This is a genomic window from Pseudoxanthomonas jiangsuensis, assembly GCF_010093185.1.
GTDB classification, from domain to species: Bacteria; Pseudomonadota; Gammaproteobacteria; order Xanthomonadales; family Xanthomonadaceae; genus Pseudoxanthomonas; species Pseudoxanthomonas jiangsuensis.
Map to the genome: position 1 here is coordinate 1 of NZ_PDWL01000017.1, position 16,067 is coordinate 16,067.

Sequence of the window (16,067 nt, forward strand, 5' to 3'; positions counted from 1 at the left end):
TGGATTTAGATTCCCAGGTATGCTTACTGGTTGCGGTTGTGTTGTTTTTATAAGCAGAAGCCGGTAACAGATACGTGTGCCCGTTGTGGGGGCCCGGAGAATGGTAGGAAGGGCAAGGCGGGGGGGGAGAGGCGGCGGGCGGGGGGGGGGATGGGGGTTCCGGGGGGGGGGCACGGGGTACGGCAGTCCCCAGATTGTCGACCGGCGGGCACGGTTTGCCAAACAAGACCAGAGCCGGCCCACTTCCAGCGATCGGGCCGTGCCGCTTTCCGTCCGGATGGGCAGCCAGGCTGGAAGCGTCGCGGTGCGATGCCTGCCGACGGGAAGTAAAGGAGGAGGCTTCGGCCGCAGGCCGGAGCCGGGGGACATGAGCGGCGGCAGGCATCGTGCCGCGGCGCCGCGGCCATGCTTTACCCACCCCCAAAGTCGCTAGGTCCCGGCATCCGCCGGGACAACGTAAGCCCGGGGAAGAGGGCCGGTTGCACGAGGCCCCGGCCCCGGGCTATCATTCCGCTTCTTTGCGGCACCCTTCACAACGCGTGGCAAAGTTCCGACCGGGCAATCCGGCCCCGGAATCCGCCCGACCAACCTTCGAGTTCCCATGAAGACTTTCATCGCCAAGTCCGAGACCGTCCAGCGCGACTGGTACCTCGTCGACGCCTCCGGCAAGACCCTCGGCCGCCTGGCCGCCGAACTTGCCCACCGCCTCCGCGGCAAGCACAAGCCCGTCTACACCCCGCACGTCGATACCGGCGACTACCTCGTCGTGATCAACGCCGAGAAGATCGCGGTCACCGGCAAGAAGCTGCAGGACAAGATGTACCACCGCTTCACCGGCTACATCGGCAACCTCAAGAGCGAGACCCTGGCCCAGGCGCTGGAGCGCCACCCGGAGCGCGTGCTCGAGATCGCCGTGAAGGGCATGCTGCCGAAGGGCCCGCTGGGCCGTGCGATGTACCGCAAGCTCAAGGTCTATTCCGGTTCCGCCCACCCGCACGCGGCGCAGCAGCCGCAGCCGCTGGACATCTAAGGCACAACGATGGCTACCACTCAGAACTACGGCACCGGCCGTCGCAAGTCCTCCACCGCCCGCGTGTTCCTGCGCAAGGGCAGCGGCAACATCACCGTCAACGGCCGTCCGCTGGACGAGTTCTTCGGCCGCGAGACCGCGCGCATGATCGTGCGCCAGCCGCTCGAACTGACCCAGAGCACCGACAAGTTCGACGTCGTCGTCACCGCCACCGGCGGCGGCACCACCGGCCAGGCCGGTGCGATCCGCCTGGGCATCGCCCGCGCCCTGGTCGAGTACGACGAATCGCTGAAGAGCGACCTGCGCAAGGCCGGCTTCATGACCCGCGACGCCCGCGAGGTCGAGCGCAAGAAGGTCGGCCTGCACAAGGCCCGTCGCGCCACCCAGTTCTCCAAGCGCTGATGCGTCTGGTGGGCCGCTTCCCTCGCGGAGGCGGCCTGGAGGAAGCGGAACCGGTGGTTCCGTTTCCTTCATCCCCGGTGTGCATTCGCCGGGTCGCAGGGCTATAATCCCGCCCTGCCTACAGCCCCGTCGCCAAGCGGTAAGGCACCTGACTCTGACTCAGGCATTCGGAGGTTCGAATCCTTCCGGGGCTGCCATCTTCCAGCGAAAGCCCGGCCGCAAGGCCGGGCTTTCGCGTTTCCGGCACCCACGGCCACGCCGCGCGTGCGAGCGTCCTTCACGCCGCCCGGTAGTACGCTGCCGCATCGCCCGCGATGCCCAGGACGGCTGCCTGCCCATGCCGTATTCCGCTTCCCGCTCCGACACGCGCGGGTCCCGCTTCGTCCACTACATCGGCGGCATGCGCCTGCTCGGCTCGACCACCGGCGCGCTCGGCCTGGGCGCGGCCTTGCATGGGCACGGAGCGCTGCAGTCGTGGTGGCCGCTGCTGGCGTTCACCGCGCTGGGCTGGCCGCTGCTGGCCTGGCGCCTGGCCGCGGCCAGCACCGATCCGGTCCGCACCGAGTTCCGCAACCTGACCCTGGACGCCGGCCTGGCCGGGTTCTGGATCGCGATCGCGCGCTTCGACCTGCTGCCGGCGGTGATGCTGGCCGCGGTGATGGCCATGGACCGCACCGTGGCCGGCGGCTGGGTCCTGGCGCGCAACTCGATGCTGGCGATGATCGGGGTCGCGCTGGTGACCGCCGCGTTGAACGGATTCGCGTTCGAGCCCAGGACCCAGTTCGCCACGATGCTGTGGTGCATGCCGTTCCTGGTGCTGTACCTGCTGGCGGTGGGCATTTCGGCGCGGGTGTTCTCCGACCGGGTGCACGCCCGCAACCGGGTGCTGCAGAAATCCAGCCGGATCGACGCCGCCACCGGCCTGGCCAACCGCCGCCAGCTGCTGGCGATGGCGGCGGTGGCGCTCAAGCGCTTCCATCGCCACGGCGAGATGTCCTCGCTGCTGATGATCGACATCGACGCGTTCAAGCAGATCAACGACGGTCATGGCCACCTGGCCGGCGACCGGGTGATCGGCGAGGTGGCCCTGCTGCTGCAGGGCGGCCTGCGCGGCCAGGACGTGGCCGGCCGCTACGGCGGCGACGAGTTCGGGGTGCTGCTGGTCGGCGCCGGGCGCGAGGCCGCGCTGGAAGTGGCCGAGCGCCTGCGCGAGCGCGTAGCCCAGCGGGTGAGGGTCCAGGACCAGACGGTGACCCTGAGCATCGGCATGGCCGAGCTGACGCCACGGATGCACGCCATCGAGGACTGGGCCGAGGCCGCCGATGCGGCGCTGTACCGGGCCAAGGCCGCCGGCCGCAACTGCGTGCGGGAGTGAGCCGGTTCGAGCGGCCCGGCGATCACCCCGCGGGAAGGCAGCCCAGCGCCGCCAGCGGCCCATGCAGGGCCGGCACCTGCATCAGCCAGGGCGCGGCGATGGTCAGCAGGCCGGCGCCGAGGACGAAGCAGGCCATCGCCGTGCGCAGGCGCGGGCGCTGCAGCCAGCGGCCGACGCGGGCGCCGGACCAGGTCAGCGGCAGCATCACCGGCAGGGTGCCGAGGCCGAACGCGGCCATCACCGCCGCGCCGCCGCCGGCGCTGGCCTGCAGCCAGGCCACGGTCAGCAGGCCCAGGCTCAGGCCGCAGGGCATCCAGCCCCACAAAGCGCCCAGCGCGACGCGCCGCCAGGCGCGGTCGGCCGGCAAAAGATGCCGGCGCAGGGGCTGCAGCCGGCGCCAGGCCTGCACCCCGGGCCGGGCGAGGAAGTCGAGGCGGCCGCCGCGATCGAGCAGGCGCAGGGCCACCAGCACCAGCGCCAGCCCGGCGGCCATGCGCAGGCCCAGGGCCAGGGCATCGATCCGCAGCAGCCGCAGCACCCCACCGCCGAGGCCGCCGGCCAGCGCGCCGGCCAGCACGTAGCCGCCGATCCGGCCGAGGTTGGCCTGCCAGGCCACCGCCAGCGGCGCGCCCGGGGCCATCGCATGCAGGCCGGTGGCGATGCCGCCGCACATCACCGCGCAATGCAGGCCGCCGAGCAGTCCGGCGACCAGGGCGGCGAGCACGGTGGGCAGGTCGAACGGCATCTCAGCGGCCGTGGCGGGTCCGGGTGGACATGGCCGGCGACGGTGCGCTCATTCGGGCCGGTCGCCCGGGGGAGTGGCGGCCGCGTCGTCGGCGGGCGAGGCCACCGCCGGATGGCGCGGGGCCGGGCGGTCGTTGTCCTCGAGGATGTCCAGGGCGGGCGTGTCGAGGTCGTCGAACTGGCCGCGCTTGACCGCCCAGACGAAGGCGGCGACCGCCAGGCCCAGCAGCACCAGGCTGATCGGGATCAGCATCAGCAGGATGCTCATCGCGCCTCCTCCGCTGCCGCGACCCGCGACAGCCGCAGCGCGTTGAGGGTCACCGCCAGCGAGGACAGGGCCATGCCCAGCGCCGCCAGCCACGGCGTGACCAGGCCGGCGGCGGCCAGCGGCAGGGCCAGCAGGTTGTAGCCGGCGGCCCAGGCCAGGTTCTGGCGGATGATCCGCTGGGTGCCGCGGGCCAGCGCGACCGCGGCGGGAATGCGCACCAGGCCGCTGCCGGTGGTGACCAGGTCGGCGGCGCGATGGGCCAGCGAGGCGCCTTCGCCCATGGCGATGGAGACGTCGGCGCCGGCCAGCACCGGGGCGTCGTTGAGGCCGTCGCCGACCATGGCCACGATCCGGCCTTCGGCCTGCAGCCGGCGCACCAGGGCCAGCTTGTCCTCCGGCGACTGCCGCGCGTGCACTTCGTCCAGGCCCAGCGCGGCGGCCATGCGCGCGACCGCGGCCTCGCCGTCGCCGCTGGCCAGGTGCAGGCGCAGGCCCTGCGCGCGCAGCGCGGCCAGGGCTGCGGCGGCATCGCCGCGGGCGCGTTCCTCGAGCACGAAGCGGGCGCAGGCGCGCGCGCCGTCGCCCAGCCACAGGGCGCCGTCGTCCTGGCCGGCGGCGGCGAAATCGGCCCGGCCCAGGCGCCAGCGGCGGCCTTCGACAACGCCCTGCACGCCGCGTCCGGGCACCGCTTCCACCGCGGTCGCCCGCAGCGTCTCCGCGTCCTTTCCGGCGAAGGCGGCCGCCAGCGGATGGCCGCTGTCACGTTCCAGCGCGGCGGCGATCCTCAGCGCACCGGCGGCATCGAGGGTCGCATCCAGCACGGCCACCCCGGCCAGCGCCGGACGGCCGTCGCTGAGGGTGCCGGTCTTGTCGAACACGATGTCAGTGGCGCGCGCCAGGGTGTCCAGCGCATCCGGGCGCAGGGCCAGCAGGCCGACCCGCGCCAGCGCGCCATGCGCGGCCGCCAGCGCCGCCGGCACCGACAGCGACAGGGCGCAGGGGCAGCTGATCACCAGCAGAGCCAGGGTCACTTCCAGCGCGCGCGCGGGCTGGAACTGCCACCAGCCGGCGAACACCAGCAGGGCCACCGGCAGCAGGGCGAGCACGAAGCGGCTGCCGATCCGGTCGGCCAGTCGCGCCAGCGAAGGCCGGTGCGCCTGCGCCTGTTCCACCAGCCGTGCCAGCTGCGACAGCCGGGTGGCGGTGCCGGTGCAGGTCACCTGCAGCCGCGCAGGCCGCTCGCGGCAGACGGTGCCGGCGTAGACCGGCTCGCCCGCGGTCTTGCGTACTGGCGCCGATTCGCCGGTGAGCAGGGCTTCCTCGAACCAGGCTTCGGTGGCGTCGTCGCCGAGCAGCACGCCGTCGGCGGGCACCGCCTCGCCGGCGGCCACGCAGGCCACGTCGCCGGCGGCGAGCAGGGCCAGGGGCACGGTCTCGCGGCCGCCGTCGCGCTCGCGGGTGGCGAACGCCGGGCGGGCGCGGGCCAGCGCGTCGACCTGGGCGCTGGCCACGCTGCGCGCGCGCTGCTCGAGCATGCGCGCGGCCAGCAACAGGAACACGAACATCACCGCCGCGTCGTACCACACGTGCGGGCCGCCGCGGATCGTCTCCACCAGGCTGGCCAGGTAGGCCAGCAGGGTCGAGCCGGCGATCAGCACGTCCATGCCCAAGCGGCGCTGACGCAGCTCGCGCATCGCGCCCTGCAGGAACGGCGCGCCGGAATAGAACACCACCGGCGTGCACAGCAGGAAGGTCAGCCAGCGGAAGAAGTCGCGGGTGGGCACTGGCATGGTGCTGTCGAAATCCAGGTACAGCGCCTCGGCCAGCATCATCGCCTGCAGGGTGCCCAGGCCGGCGATGCCCAGGCGCAAAAGCCAGCGCCGGCGCTCGCGGGTGCGTTCGCGCTCGGCCGCCTCGCTGCCGGCCAGGTAGGGCCGGTAGCCGAGCATGGCCAGCCGCCGCAGGGGCATCGAAAGCGCGGTGCGCGCCGGGTCCCACGCGATCCGGATGCGGCCGGTGACCGCGTTGGCGCCGCAGTCGAGCACGCCCGGCTCGCGCGCCAGGGCGCGGTCGATCAGCCAGGCGCAGGCGGCGCAGCGCATGCCGTCGGTGAGCAGGGTGATCTCGCGGCCGCCGGCCACCTCGCGGCTGTGCTCGGCCTGGACGTCGGCGCGGTCCCACACCGCCAGGTCGGGCAGGTCCTCGCCGACGCGGATGGCCCCGCCCTGGCCCGCGCCGGCGCTGCGCAGGCGGTAGTAGCCGTCCAGGTCGGACTGGGCGATCCATTCGGCCGCCGCGGCGCAGCCCTGGCAGCAGAAGGCACGGGCCTTGCCGTCCAGCTGCACGACGCTGGGACGCGCGGGCAGCGTCTCGCCGCAGTGGTGGCAGCTGCCGGTGGCCGCGATCGCGGTGGACTGCAGGGCCAGGTCGGCGGCCACGGCGGCGCTCAGTGGCCCTCGCCGAGCGAGGGCGCCAGGCGTGCGGCGTGCTGCTGCTTCGGCAGCCGGCCCTGCAGGCGCCAGTGGCCGTCGGCGGCGCGCAGCTGCACCACCCAGTCGTGGTCGGCGTCGATCGCCTGGGCGGCGCGCCAGCCCGGGCCTTGCGGGGCCAGTTCCAGGCGCACGTCGTCGGCCTGGCGGGTGGGATGCTCCAGCACCAGATGCAGCGGCGCGTCGTGGGCGAAGCTGCCGGTGGCCGGCAGCACCTCGACGATGCCGTCCTCCACCCGCAACACCGCGCTCAGGCCCAGCTTGCGCGCCGCGGCGTCCGGGCCGAGGTCGGCGGTCTGGATCTGCGACACCCGCCGGACCGGGTCGGAGACGGTGTCGGCGCCGCCGGAGCGCACCGCGATCACCACCAGGCCGACGCCGGCCACGATCGACAGCAGGGGCAGGCCGATCACCAGCCAGAACACGGGGATGCCCCAGGGGGATTTCTTGGGTTCGTTCATTGCACCGGTCCGAAGAAGCTGCTTTCGATGATGCGCTTTTCATGGCCGTCCTCGCGTTCGACCACGAACTTCAGCTCGCGGCGGCCGCTGACGCCCGCGTCGGCGGCCACGCTCAGGGCCACCGGCAGCACCTCTTCCGGCCCGGCTTCGACCAGGGTCGGGCCGGCCAGGCGCAGGCCTTCGCCTTCCAGGCCGATCCGGTAGCGCCGGGTCTGCTGGCTCTTGTTGATCAGCTTGAGGGTGTAGTCGTTCTCGACGCTGCCGTCGGCCGCCTGCCGGTACAGCGCGTTGCGGTCGCGCAGGACCTCGGCGATCAGCTCGCTGCGGTGGGTCACGCCCCAGGCCCAGGCGCCGCACAGGCCGAGTAGCAGCAGGCCGTAGACCAGGATGCGGGGGCGCCAAACCTTGGTCGACTTGCCGTCGATCGTGTTCTGGGTGGCGTAGCGGATCAGCCCGCGCGGGTAGCCCATCTTGTCCATCACCTCGTCGCAGGCGTCGATGCAGGCGCCGCAGGCGATGCACTCGTACTGCAGACCGTTGCGGATGTCGATGCCGGTCGGGCAGACCTGGACGCAGATGGTGCAGTCGATGCAGTCGCCCAGCTCGTCGTAGCCGAACTTCGGCAGCGGCTCGGCCACGGCGCCGGCGCCGGCCAGGGCGATGGTGCCGTGCGCCTGCAGCCGGTTGTCGGCGGCGGTGGGATGGGCGCTGGCGCGGAACACGTAGTCGTAGGCGGTCCGCGGGTCGAGCAGGCCGCGGGCGCGCTCGAGCACGCTGCCCAGGCCGCGCTTGCGCGGGCCGCGCGGTTCGCCGCGCATCGGGTCGTAGGCGATCAGCAGGGTGTTGCGGTCGAACATCGCGCTCTGGAAGCGCGCGTACGGGCACATGTACTTGCACACCTGCTCGCGCAGGAAGCCGGCATTGCCCCAGGTGGCCAGGGCGTAGAACAGCACCCAGAACGTCTCCCAGCCGCCCCAGGCGAACGGCCACAGACGCGCGCCCAAGTCCTTGATCGGAGTGAAGAAGCCGACGAAGGTGAAGCCCGTCCACAGCGCGAACGCCAGCCACAAAGCGTGCTTGGAGCCCTTGCGCAGGAGCTTGTCGCGGTTCCACGGGCCGGCGTCGAGCTTCATCCGCTTCGGCCGGTCGCCCTCGGTCCAGCGCTCCATCCACAGGAACACCTCGGTCCACACCGTCTGCGGGCAGGCGTAGCCGCACCACAGCCGCCCGGCCAGCGCGGTGAAGAAGAACAGCGCCATCGCCGCGATGATCAGCAGCAAGGCCAGGAACAGGAAGTCCTGCGGCCAGAACACCAGCCCGAACACGTAGAACTTGCGCGCCGGCAGGTCGAACAGCACCGCCTGGCGGCCGTCCCACGGCAGCCACGGGAACAGGTAGAACATGCCCAGCAGCCACACCACCGCCGCCACCCGCAGGCGGTTGTAGCGGCCGGAGACGTCGCGCGGATAGACCTTGCGCTCGCTGACGTAGAACGAATTGCCCTGGGCGTCGACGACGTCGAGCGGGATCTGCTTGCTCATGGCCGGCGCCCCGGCGACGCCGCGCGCATGCGCGGAAGAAGGGAAGCGGAGGGCGGATGGATGGCGGTCATGGCGTCGGCTTCGCCGGTCGCGCCGGCGTGGCGTGCGGATCGTGCTCCGCGCCATCCATTGTCCGCATATCCGGCGCGCGCGAAAGCGACAAATTGTCGCAGGGGGCGCCGGCGCGGGCGGTCACTTCTCCGGCGGCAGGGCGCGGTTGAAGCGGCTGGACGGGCGCAGCAGGATCCAGGTGAACAGGCTGGAGGAAGCGGTCGCCAGCCAGAACATGAAAAAGCCCAGCGTGTAGCCGAGCTCGCGGGACAGCGGCAGTTCGGGGAAGGTCAGGTCGCGCAGGGCCAGCGGGTCGACGAAGGCGAAGAACACCATCGTCGCCACGCCGGCGGCGAAGAAGCTGGGCCAGGCGATCGCCCCGATCCGCTGCGCGAGCGGACGGGGCGGGTGATCGAAGCGTGGCTCGCTGAAATCGGTCACTTCGCGGCGGGCTGGGCAGTGGACTGGGTCCCATTATGCGACAGCGACCAGACGTAGGCGGCGACCAGGCGGGCGCGGGTCTCGCCCAGCAGCTCGCGGTGGGCGGGCATGCTGCCGTGGCGGCCCTGGGCGATGGTGCGCTGCAGGCTCTCGCGGCTGCTGCCGTACATCCAGTAGTCGTCGGTCAGGTCGGGCGCGCCGATGTCCGGATTGCCCTTGCCGTCGATGCCGTGGCAGGCCACGCACACGCCCTCGTACAGCTTCTTGCCCTGGGCGGCCATGAAGTTGTTCTGCAGGGTGTCCGGCGCCGACAGGGTGCGCACGTAGGCGATCGTGTAGTCCACCGCCTGCGGGCCGCCCATGCCGGTCAGGACCGTGCCCCACTCCGGCATCACGCCCTCGCGGCCGTCCAGCACCGTCTCCAGGATCCGCTCGGGGGCGCCGCCCCAGTGCCAGATCTCGTCGGTCAGGTTCGGGTAGCCGGTCGCGCCCTGGCCGGAGGAGCCGTGGCAGGTGGCGCAGGTGTTGCCGAAGATCGAGCGGCCCAGGGCCAGCGCCTTCGGGTCCTTCGCCAGCGCGTCGATGGCCTGGCCGGCGTAGGGCTTGAAGGTGAGCTCGAGCTTGGCGTCCTCGACCGCCTTGTCCTCGGCGTGCTCCTGCTTGGAGGTCCAGCCGCTGTAGCCGGGGATGCTGCCCAGGCCGCCGTACCAGAAGATGTAGCCGATGCTGAAGACGATGGTGATGTAGAACAGGTTGATCCACCAGCGCGGCAGAGGTTTGTTGTACTCGGTGATGTCGCCGTCCCAGGTGTGCAGGGTGTCCTCGGGCTTCGGATCGCCCGGACGGCGGCGCCCGGTCCACCACAGCAGCCACACGCAGCCGAAGATGTTCAGCGCGACCAGGAAGATGACGTACCACGTCCATCCCATGCTCATGCGCGGTTCTCCCCCTGATCCTCTTCTTCCAGCGGCAGGCGTGCCGCATCCTCGAATTCACGCTTGCGCTTGGGGCTCCAGGCCCAGATCCAGCCGCCGACGAACAGCGCGATCAGCACGGCGGTGACGATCCCGGAAATCATGGCTGGCCTCCCCGCGGCGCGTGCCGTCCCAGTCCCTGCAGGTAGGCGACCACCGCGTCCATCTCGGTCTTGCCCTCGACGTCGGCGGCGGCCTGGGCGATCTGCTCGTCGCTGTAGGGATCGCCCAGGGCCTTGAGCGCGCGCATCCGCGCCGCGACCGTCTCGCCGTCGACCTCGTTGTCGCTCAGCCAGGGGAAGCCGGGCATGTTCGACTCCGGCACCACGTCGCGCGGGTTGTGCAGGTGCACCCGGTGCCAGTCGTCCGAGTAGCGGCCGCCGACCCGGGCCAGGTCCGGGCCGGTGCGCTTGCTGCCCCACTGGAACGGGCGGTCGTAGACCGACTCGCCGGCCAGCGAGTAGTGGCCGTAGCGCTCGGTCTCGAAGCGCAGGGTGCGGACCATCTGCGAGTGGCAGTTGTAGCAGCCCTCGCGCACGTAGACGTCGCGCCCGGCCAGCTGCAGGGCCGGGTAGGGCTCGACGCCCTCCAGCGGCTCGATCGCCTCGGCCTGGAACATCAGCGGCACGATCTCGGCCAGGCCGCCGAACGACACGGCCACCGCGATCAGCACCGCCATCAGGCCGACGTTCTTCTCGACCTTCTCGTGGGGGTTGTGGTTTTCGCTCATGGGATTCCTTCCTCCTCAGGCACGCACTTCGGAGGGGTCGACGGGCAGCAGCGGCTGCGGCTCGATGGCGGGGGCGGTGCGCCAGGTGCGCACCAGGTTCCAGGCCATCACGAACATGCCGCCCAGGACCAGCAGGCCACCGCCCAGGCGGATCAGGTAGTACGGATAGGTGAACCGGAGCGCCTCGACGAAGGTGTAGGTCAGGGTGCCGTCGTCGTTGGTGGCGCGCCACATCAGGCCCTGCATCACGCCCGCGATCCACATCGAGGCGATGTAGAACACCACGCCCAGGGTGTGCATCCAGAAGTGCAGGTCGATCGCCTTGACCGAGTACATCTGCTCGCGGCCCAGCAACTTGGGCAGCAAGGCGTAGATCGAGCCGATCGAGATCATCGCCACCCAGCCCAGGGCGCCGGCGTGGACGTGGCCCACGGTCCAGTCGGTGTAGTGCGACAGCGAGTTGACCATCTTGATCGACATCATCGGCCCCTCGAAGGTGGCGATCATGTAGAACGAGACAGCGACGATCAGGAACTTCAGGATCGGGTCGGTGCGCAGCTTGTACCAGACGCCCGACAGGGTCAGCACGCCGTTGATCGCGCCGCCCCAGGACGGGGCCAGCAGGATCAGCGAGAACACCATGCCCAGCGACTGCGCCCAGTCGGGCAGGGCGGTGTACTGCAGGTGGTGCGGGCCAGCCCACATGTACACCGCGATCAGCGCCCAGAAGTGCACGATCGACAGCCGGTAGGAGTACACCGGGCGGCCGGCCTGCTTGGGCACGAAGTAGTACATCATCCCGAGGAAGCCGGCGGTCAGGAAGAAGCCGACCGCGTTGTGGCCGTACCACCACTGCACCATCGCGTCGACCGCGCCGCTGTATACCGGGTAGGACTTGAACGGCCCCACCGGGATGGCGATGTTGTTGACGATGTGCAGCAGGGCGATGGCCAGGATGAAGCCGGCGTAGAACCAGTTGGCCACGTAGATGTGCTTGACCCGGCGAATGGCGATCGTGCCGATGTACAGCACCGCGTACGCCACCCAGACCGCCGCGATCAGGATGTCGATCGGCCATTCCAGCTCGGCGTATTCCTTGCCCTGGGTCAGGCCCAGCGGCAGGGTGATCGCCGCCGCGACGATCACCGCCTGCCAGCCCCAGAACACGAAGGCCGCCAGCTTGTCCGAGATCAGGCGCACGTGGCAGGTGCGCTGGACCACGTGCAGGCTGGTGGCCATCAGCGCGCTGCCGCCGAAGGCGAAGATCACCGCGTTGGTGTGCAGGGGCCGCAGCCGGCCGTAGCTCAGCCACGGCAGGTCGAAGTTCAATGCCGGCCAGTACAGCTGGGCGGCGATGAATACGCCCACGGCCATTCCCACGATGCCCCAGACCACGGTCATCACCGCGAACTGGCGCACCACCTTGTCGTTGTATGTCCCCTGCACGCTTTGCATGCGGCCCGATCCTCAGTCTGAACGGGGGCGATCATCCCCCTGTGGGGCGATCCGGGCATTGATCGGAATCAATGCGCGTCGGACGGCGTCGGGTTACCCATTGAAACTGGCCGTCGCCATGCCCCGCTGACCGGGCAAGGAACCGCCTGGAGGCCGGGCGAGCCGGCCGACGCTGGGTAAGTCCTTGGCGCCCAGCATAAGCCGACGGCCGGTGCGTGGGCATTGGACCGATTGTCCGGGCCGTCGCCCATGGCAAGGATGCCGGTTGCGATGGGGCCTGCACGGCCGGGGCTGTATCGTGGGCGCCAGGCGCAAGGAAACGAGGATCGGGATGAGCACCTACGCCCTGGAAGCGGTCTTCCGGCCCAAGTCGGTCGCGGTGGTCGGCGCCAGCCCGCGCGAGCGCTCGGTCGGCCGGGCGGTGGTCCGCAACCTGCGCGAGGCCGGGTTCGCCGGCCCGGTCGGCCTGGTCAATCCCAAGTACCGCCAGATCGAAGGCACCCCGGCGGTGGCGCGGCTGGCCGACCTGCCGTTCCGGCCCGAACTGGTGGTGGTCACCACCCCGGCGGCGACGGTGCCCGGGGTGATCGCCGAGGCGGTGGCGGCGGGCGCGCGCGCGGCGGTGGTGGTCAGCGCGGGGCTGGGGCAGGGGCCAGGCTCGCTGCTGGAGAAGCTGCGCGAGATCGCCCGGCCCGCCGGCCTGCGGATCGTCGGGCCCAACTGCCTGGGGGTGATGGCGCCGCACGCCGGGCTCAACGTCAGCTTCGGCGCGCGCGGGCCGCTGAAGGGCGACCTGGCCCTGGTCTCGCAGTCCGGAGCGATCGCCGCCGGGCTGGTGGAATGGGGCGTGGCGCGCTCGATCGGGTTCTCGGCCGTGGTCTCGCTGGGCGACGCCCTGGACGTGGATTTCGGCGACCTGCTGGACTGGTTCGCCCAGGATCCCAGGACCCGGGCGATCCTGCTGTACGTCGAGTCGATCCGCGACGCGCGCAAGTTCATGTCCGCCGCCCGCGCCGCCGCCCGCGCCAAGCCCGTGGTGGTGGTCAAGTCCGGCCGCCACGCCCAGGGCGCGAAGGCCGCGGCCACCCACACCGGCGCCCTGGCCGGCTCGGACGCGGTCTACGACGCCGCCTTCCGCCGCGCCGGGCTGCTGCGGGTGCACGCCCTGGACGAGCTGTTCGCCGCGGCCAAGACCCTGGGCCACCTGCGCCAGGCGCCCGGGCGGCGGCTGGCGATCCTGACCAACGGCGGCGGCATCGGGGTGCTGGCGGTGGACCGGCTGATCGACCTGGGCGGCACCCTGGCCGCGCTGGACGAGGCGACCGTGCGCCGGCTGGACGCGGTGCTGCCGCCGACCTGGTCCCGTTCCAACCCGGTGGACATCGTCGGCGACGCCGACGCCTCGCGCTACGCGACGGCGCTGGAAGCCCTGCTGTCCGACCATGAGAACGACGCGGTGCTGGTGATGAACGTGCCCACCGCGCTGGCCTCCTCCAGCGAGGCCGCCGACGCGGTGACCCGGGTGCTGGCGCAGAAGCCGCGCCCGGGTGCCGGCAAGCCGGTGCTCGGGGTCTGGCTGGGGCGCGAGGCCGACGCCTTGAAGTCGCTCGAGGCGGCCGGGGTGCCGACCTACACCACCGAGGCCGGCGCGGTCCGCGGCTATACCTACCTGGTCCGCCACCGCGAGGCCCAGCAGGCGCTGATGGAGACCCCGCCCAGCCTGCCGGAGGACTTCGTGGTCGACGCCGCCGCCGCCCAGGCGGTCGTCGCCGGCGCCCTTGCCGCGGGCCGGCAGTGGCTCGACCCGCTGGAGGTGACCGCGCTGCTGCAGGCCTACGGCATCCCGATCACCCCGGTGACCCTGGCCGCCGATCCCGAGGCCGCGGTCGCCGCGGCCGCGCCCCTGCTGGCCCAGGGCTCGCCGGTGGCGCTGAAGATCCTTTCGCCGGACATCGTCCACAAGTCCGACGTGGACGGCGTGCGCCTGAACCTGGTCAGCGAGGCGGCGGTGCGCGATGCCGCCGCCGGCATCCTCGACCGCGCCCGCCAGCTGCGGCCGCAGGCGCGGATCGAGGGCGTGACCGTGCACCCGATGATCGTCAAGGCGAAGGCCCGCGAGCTGATCGCCGGCATCGCCGATGACGCCACCTTCGGCCCGGTGATCGTGTTCGGCCGCGGCGGCACCGCGGTGGAGGTGATCGACGACAAGGCCCTGGCCCTGCCGCCGCTGGACCTGCGCCTGGCCCACGACCTGATCTCGCGCACCCGGGTCTCGCGCATCCTCAAGGCCTACCGCGACGTACCGGCGGCCGACGAGCGCGCGGTGGCGCTGGTGCTGGTCAAGCTGGCGCAGCTGGCCGCCGACGTGCCGCAGGTGCGCGAGCTGGACATCAACCCCTTGCTGGCCGACCGCGACGGGGTGATCGCGGTGGACGCGCGGGTGGCGATCGCCCCGCATCCCGGCCCGGCGCAGAAGGGCCCGTGGCATACGAGCTTCGTGATCCGGCCCTATCCCAAGGAATGGGAGCGCACGGTCGAGCTGGCCCACGGCCGGCGGATGTTCGTGCGCCCGGTGCGGCCGGAGGACGAGGAGATGTTCCGCGGCTTCTTCGCCAAGGTCACCGACGAGGACCTGCGCCTGCGCTTCTTCTCGGCGGTGCGGCACTTCAGCCACGAGTTCATCGCCCGCCTGACCCAGCTCGACTACGCCCGCTCGATCGCTTTGGTGGCGATCGATCCGGACGACGGCCAGATGCTCGGCGCGGTGCGGCTGCTGGCCGACGCCAACTACGAGCGTGGTGAGTACGGGATCCTGGTGCGCTCGGACCTGAAGGGCTTCGGCATCGGCTGGCAGCTGATGCGGATCATGATCGAGTGGGCCGGCAGCATCGGCCTGCGCACGGTCGAGGGCCAGGTCCTGCGCGAGAACGCGACCATGCTGGCGATGTGCCAGCAGCTGGGCTTCCGCATCGCCCTGGACCGCGAGGACCCCACGGTGATGAACGTGACCCTGGACGTGGCCGCCGCGCCCTAGATACCGGGCGCGCGCGCCGGCGCTGCCTCGCCCCGGCCGGTGCCTGCGCATGGCGTTCACGCCGCTGGCCTATCGTGCCGGGTGTTCCGACACGGCAGTGAAGCGATGGAAGACGAGCCGATCGACGACGTGCTGGTGGTCGGCGCCGGCCCGGCCGGGCTGACCGCGGCGACCTACCTGGGGCGGCTGCACCGCCGGGTGCGGGTACTGGACGCCGGCGCCAGTCGCGCGCGCTGGATCCCGGAGAGCAACAACTGCCCAGGCTTTCCCCAGGGCATTTCCGGCAATGATCTGCTGGCGCGGCTGCGCGAGCAGGCCGAGTCCTTCGGCGCGTGCTTCGTCCAAGCCACGGTGACCTCGCTTGAGCGCGACGGGCAGGGCTTCTCGCTGCAGGCGGAGGACGGCGCGCTTTGGCGCGCGCGTGCGGTGATCCTGGCCACCGGCCTGAGCGACCACCTGCCGCCGATGGAGCATGTCGAGGAGGCGATCGCCTGCGGCGCCCTGCGGCTGTGCCCGGTCTGCGACGCCTACGAAGTCAGCGACCGCGACATCGGCATCTACGGGCCGTGGCGGACTCTCGTCGGTCACGTCCGCTTCCTGCGCGGCTACAGCGCGCGGCTGTCGCTGCTGCCGACCGATGCGGCCGGCGGGACTCCCGACCTGGACGGCGTGGAGGTCCGGGTCCTGCCCGCCGGCGGCCGGCTGCTGTTCGACGGGCGGCGTTGCGGCTACCTGGTCGAGGGGGACGACTGCTTCTGGTTCGACACGGTCTATCCGTTCCTGGGCTGCGACAGCAGCGCGCACCTGGCCCGGCAGGCGGGCGTGGCGCTGACGCCGACCGGCGAGATCCCGGTGGACCGCAGCCACCAGACCACCGGCGTGCCCAGGCTGTACGCGGTCGGCGACGTGGTCAGCGGCCTGAACCAGATCTCGGTGGCGGTGGGCCAGGCCGCGGTGGCCGCGCTGCACGTGCACGCCCAGCTGCCGTTCGCGCCCCGCGCGCCGTTGTAGGAGCCGGGAGACCGGACATTCGTCCGTTGAGAAGCGCCGGCGACCGTGGAGTCGGACGCAT

Annotated in this window: 15 protein-coding genes and 1 tRNA gene; 6 read left to right on the plus strand and 10 right to left on the minus strand. The window is 71.7% G+C overall.

The window, feature by feature from the left end; genetic code table 11:
• Positions 1 to 601: 601 nt before the first annotated feature.
• The 4 genes from rplM to CSC62_RS11340 all read left to right on the plus strand — a co-directional run bounded on the left by rplM (position 602) and on the right by CSC62_RS11340 (position 2,807).
• Entirely contained in the window at positions 602 to 1,030 is a 429-nt protein-coding gene (gene rplM / locus CSC62_RS11325) for a 50S ribosomal protein L13 (protein WP_162406400.1), read from the plus strand.
• Positions 1,031 to 1,039: 9 nt separating this feature from the next.
• Positions 1,040 to 1,432 (plus strand): 30S ribosomal protein S9, encoded by a 393-nt coding sequence (rpsI, locus tag CSC62_RS11330; protein ID WP_024867475.1) that lies wholly within the window; start codon positions 1,040 to 1,042, stop codon positions 1,430 to 1,432.
• A gap of 122 nt (positions 1,433 to 1,554) precedes the next feature.
• Positions 1,555 to 1,629, plus strand: a tRNA-Gln gene (locus tag CSC62_RS11335).
• A gap of 140 nt (positions 1,630 to 1,769) precedes the next feature.
• A complete protein-coding gene (locus tag CSC62_RS11340; protein ID WP_246194375.1) occupies positions 1,770 to 2,807 on the plus strand; it encodes a diguanylate cyclase in 1,038 nt (345 codons plus the stop codon).
• Positions 2,808 to 2,829: 22 nt separating this feature from the next.
• Here the strand turns inward: CSC62_RS11340 and CSC62_RS11345 are convergent, their stop codons facing one another.
• The 10 genes from CSC62_RS11345 to ccoN all read right to left on the minus strand — a co-directional run bounded on the left by CSC62_RS11345 (position 2,830) and on the right by ccoN (position 11,961).
• Positions 2,830 to 3,552: a sulfite exporter TauE/SafE family protein gene (locus CSC62_RS11345; RefSeq protein WP_162406402.1), complete on the minus strand. Its 723-nt coding sequence runs from the start codon at positions 3,550 to 3,552 to the stop codon at positions 2,830 to 2,832.
• Positions 3,553 to 3,600: 48 nt separating this feature from the next.
• Entirely contained in the window at positions 3,601 to 3,819 is a 219-nt protein-coding gene (gene ccoS / locus CSC62_RS11350; RefSeq protein ID WP_162406404.1) for a cbb3-type cytochrome oxidase assembly protein CcoS, read from the minus strand.
• Positions 3,816 to 6,257 (minus strand): heavy metal translocating P-type ATPase, encoded by a 2,442-nt coding sequence (locus CSC62_RS11355; protein ID WP_162406406.1) that lies wholly within the window; start codon positions 6,255 to 6,257, stop codon positions 3,816 to 3,818. Before CSC62_RS11355 ends, ccoS begins: the two co-directional genes overlap by 4 nt.
• An 8-nt stretch (positions 6,258 to 6,265) precedes the next feature.
• Positions 6,266 to 6,769 carry a FixH family protein gene (locus tag CSC62_RS11360; RefSeq protein ID WP_162406408.1) on the minus strand — a complete coding sequence of 168 codons (504 nt, stop codon included), beginning with the start codon at positions 6,767 to 6,769 and terminating at the stop codon, positions 6,266 to 6,268.
• A complete protein-coding gene (locus CSC62_RS11365) occupies positions 6,766 to 8,310 on the minus strand; it encodes a 4Fe-4S dicluster domain-containing protein (RefSeq protein WP_162406410.1) in 1,545 nt (514 codons plus the stop codon). The genes CSC62_RS11360 and CSC62_RS11365 overlap by 4 nt, the downstream gene beginning before the upstream one ends.
• A 192-nt stretch (positions 8,311 to 8,502) precedes the next feature.
• Positions 8,503 to 8,802: a hypothetical protein gene (locus tag CSC62_RS11370; protein WP_162406412.1), complete on the minus strand. Its 300-nt coding sequence runs from the start codon at positions 8,800 to 8,802 to the stop codon at positions 8,503 to 8,505.
• A complete protein-coding gene (gene ccoP, locus CSC62_RS11375) occupies positions 8,799 to 9,737 on the minus strand; it encodes a cytochrome-c oxidase, cbb3-type subunit III (RefSeq protein WP_162406414.1) in 939 nt (312 codons plus the stop codon). Before ccoP ends, CSC62_RS11370 begins: the two co-directional genes overlap by 4 nt.
• The gene (locus CSC62_RS11380) at positions 9,734 to 9,880 is read right to left on the minus strand and encodes a cbb3-type cytochrome oxidase subunit 3 (protein ID WP_162406416.1); all 147 of its coding nucleotides are present in this window, start codon (positions 9,878 to 9,880) and stop codon (positions 9,734 to 9,736) included. Before CSC62_RS11380 ends, ccoP begins: the two co-directional genes overlap by 4 nt.
• Positions 9,877 to 10,506, minus strand: a complete 630-nt coding sequence (gene ccoO, locus CSC62_RS11385; RefSeq protein WP_162406418.1) for a cytochrome-c oxidase, cbb3-type subunit II — start codon at positions 10,504 to 10,506, stop codon at positions 9,877 to 9,879. Before ccoO ends, CSC62_RS11380 begins: the two co-directional genes overlap by 4 nt.
• Positions 10,507 to 10,521: 15 nt before the next feature.
• Positions 10,522 to 11,961, minus strand: coding sequence for a cytochrome-c oxidase, cbb3-type subunit I (ccoN, locus tag CSC62_RS11390; protein WP_162406420.1), 1,440 nt, complete (start codon positions 11,959 to 11,961; stop codon positions 10,522 to 10,524).
• Between the two features lie 331 nt (positions 11,962 to 12,292).
• On the opposite strand from ccoN, the gene CSC62_RS11395 reads away from it, so the two are divergent.
• Both CSC62_RS11395 and CSC62_RS11400 read left to right on the plus strand, forming a co-directional pair.
• Complete coding sequence (locus CSC62_RS11395; RefSeq protein WP_162406422.1) at positions 12,293 to 14,995, plus strand: bifunctional acetate--CoA ligase family protein/GNAT family N-acetyltransferase; 2,703 nt, start codon at positions 12,293 to 12,295, stop codon at positions 14,993 to 14,995.
• Between the two features lie 105 nt (positions 14,996 to 15,100).
• Positions 15,101 to 16,006, plus strand: coding sequence for an NAD(P)/FAD-dependent oxidoreductase (locus CSC62_RS11400; RefSeq protein ID WP_170298364.1), 906 nt, complete (start codon positions 15,101 to 15,103; stop codon positions 16,004 to 16,006).
• Positions 16,007 to 16,067 lie beyond the last annotated feature (61 nt).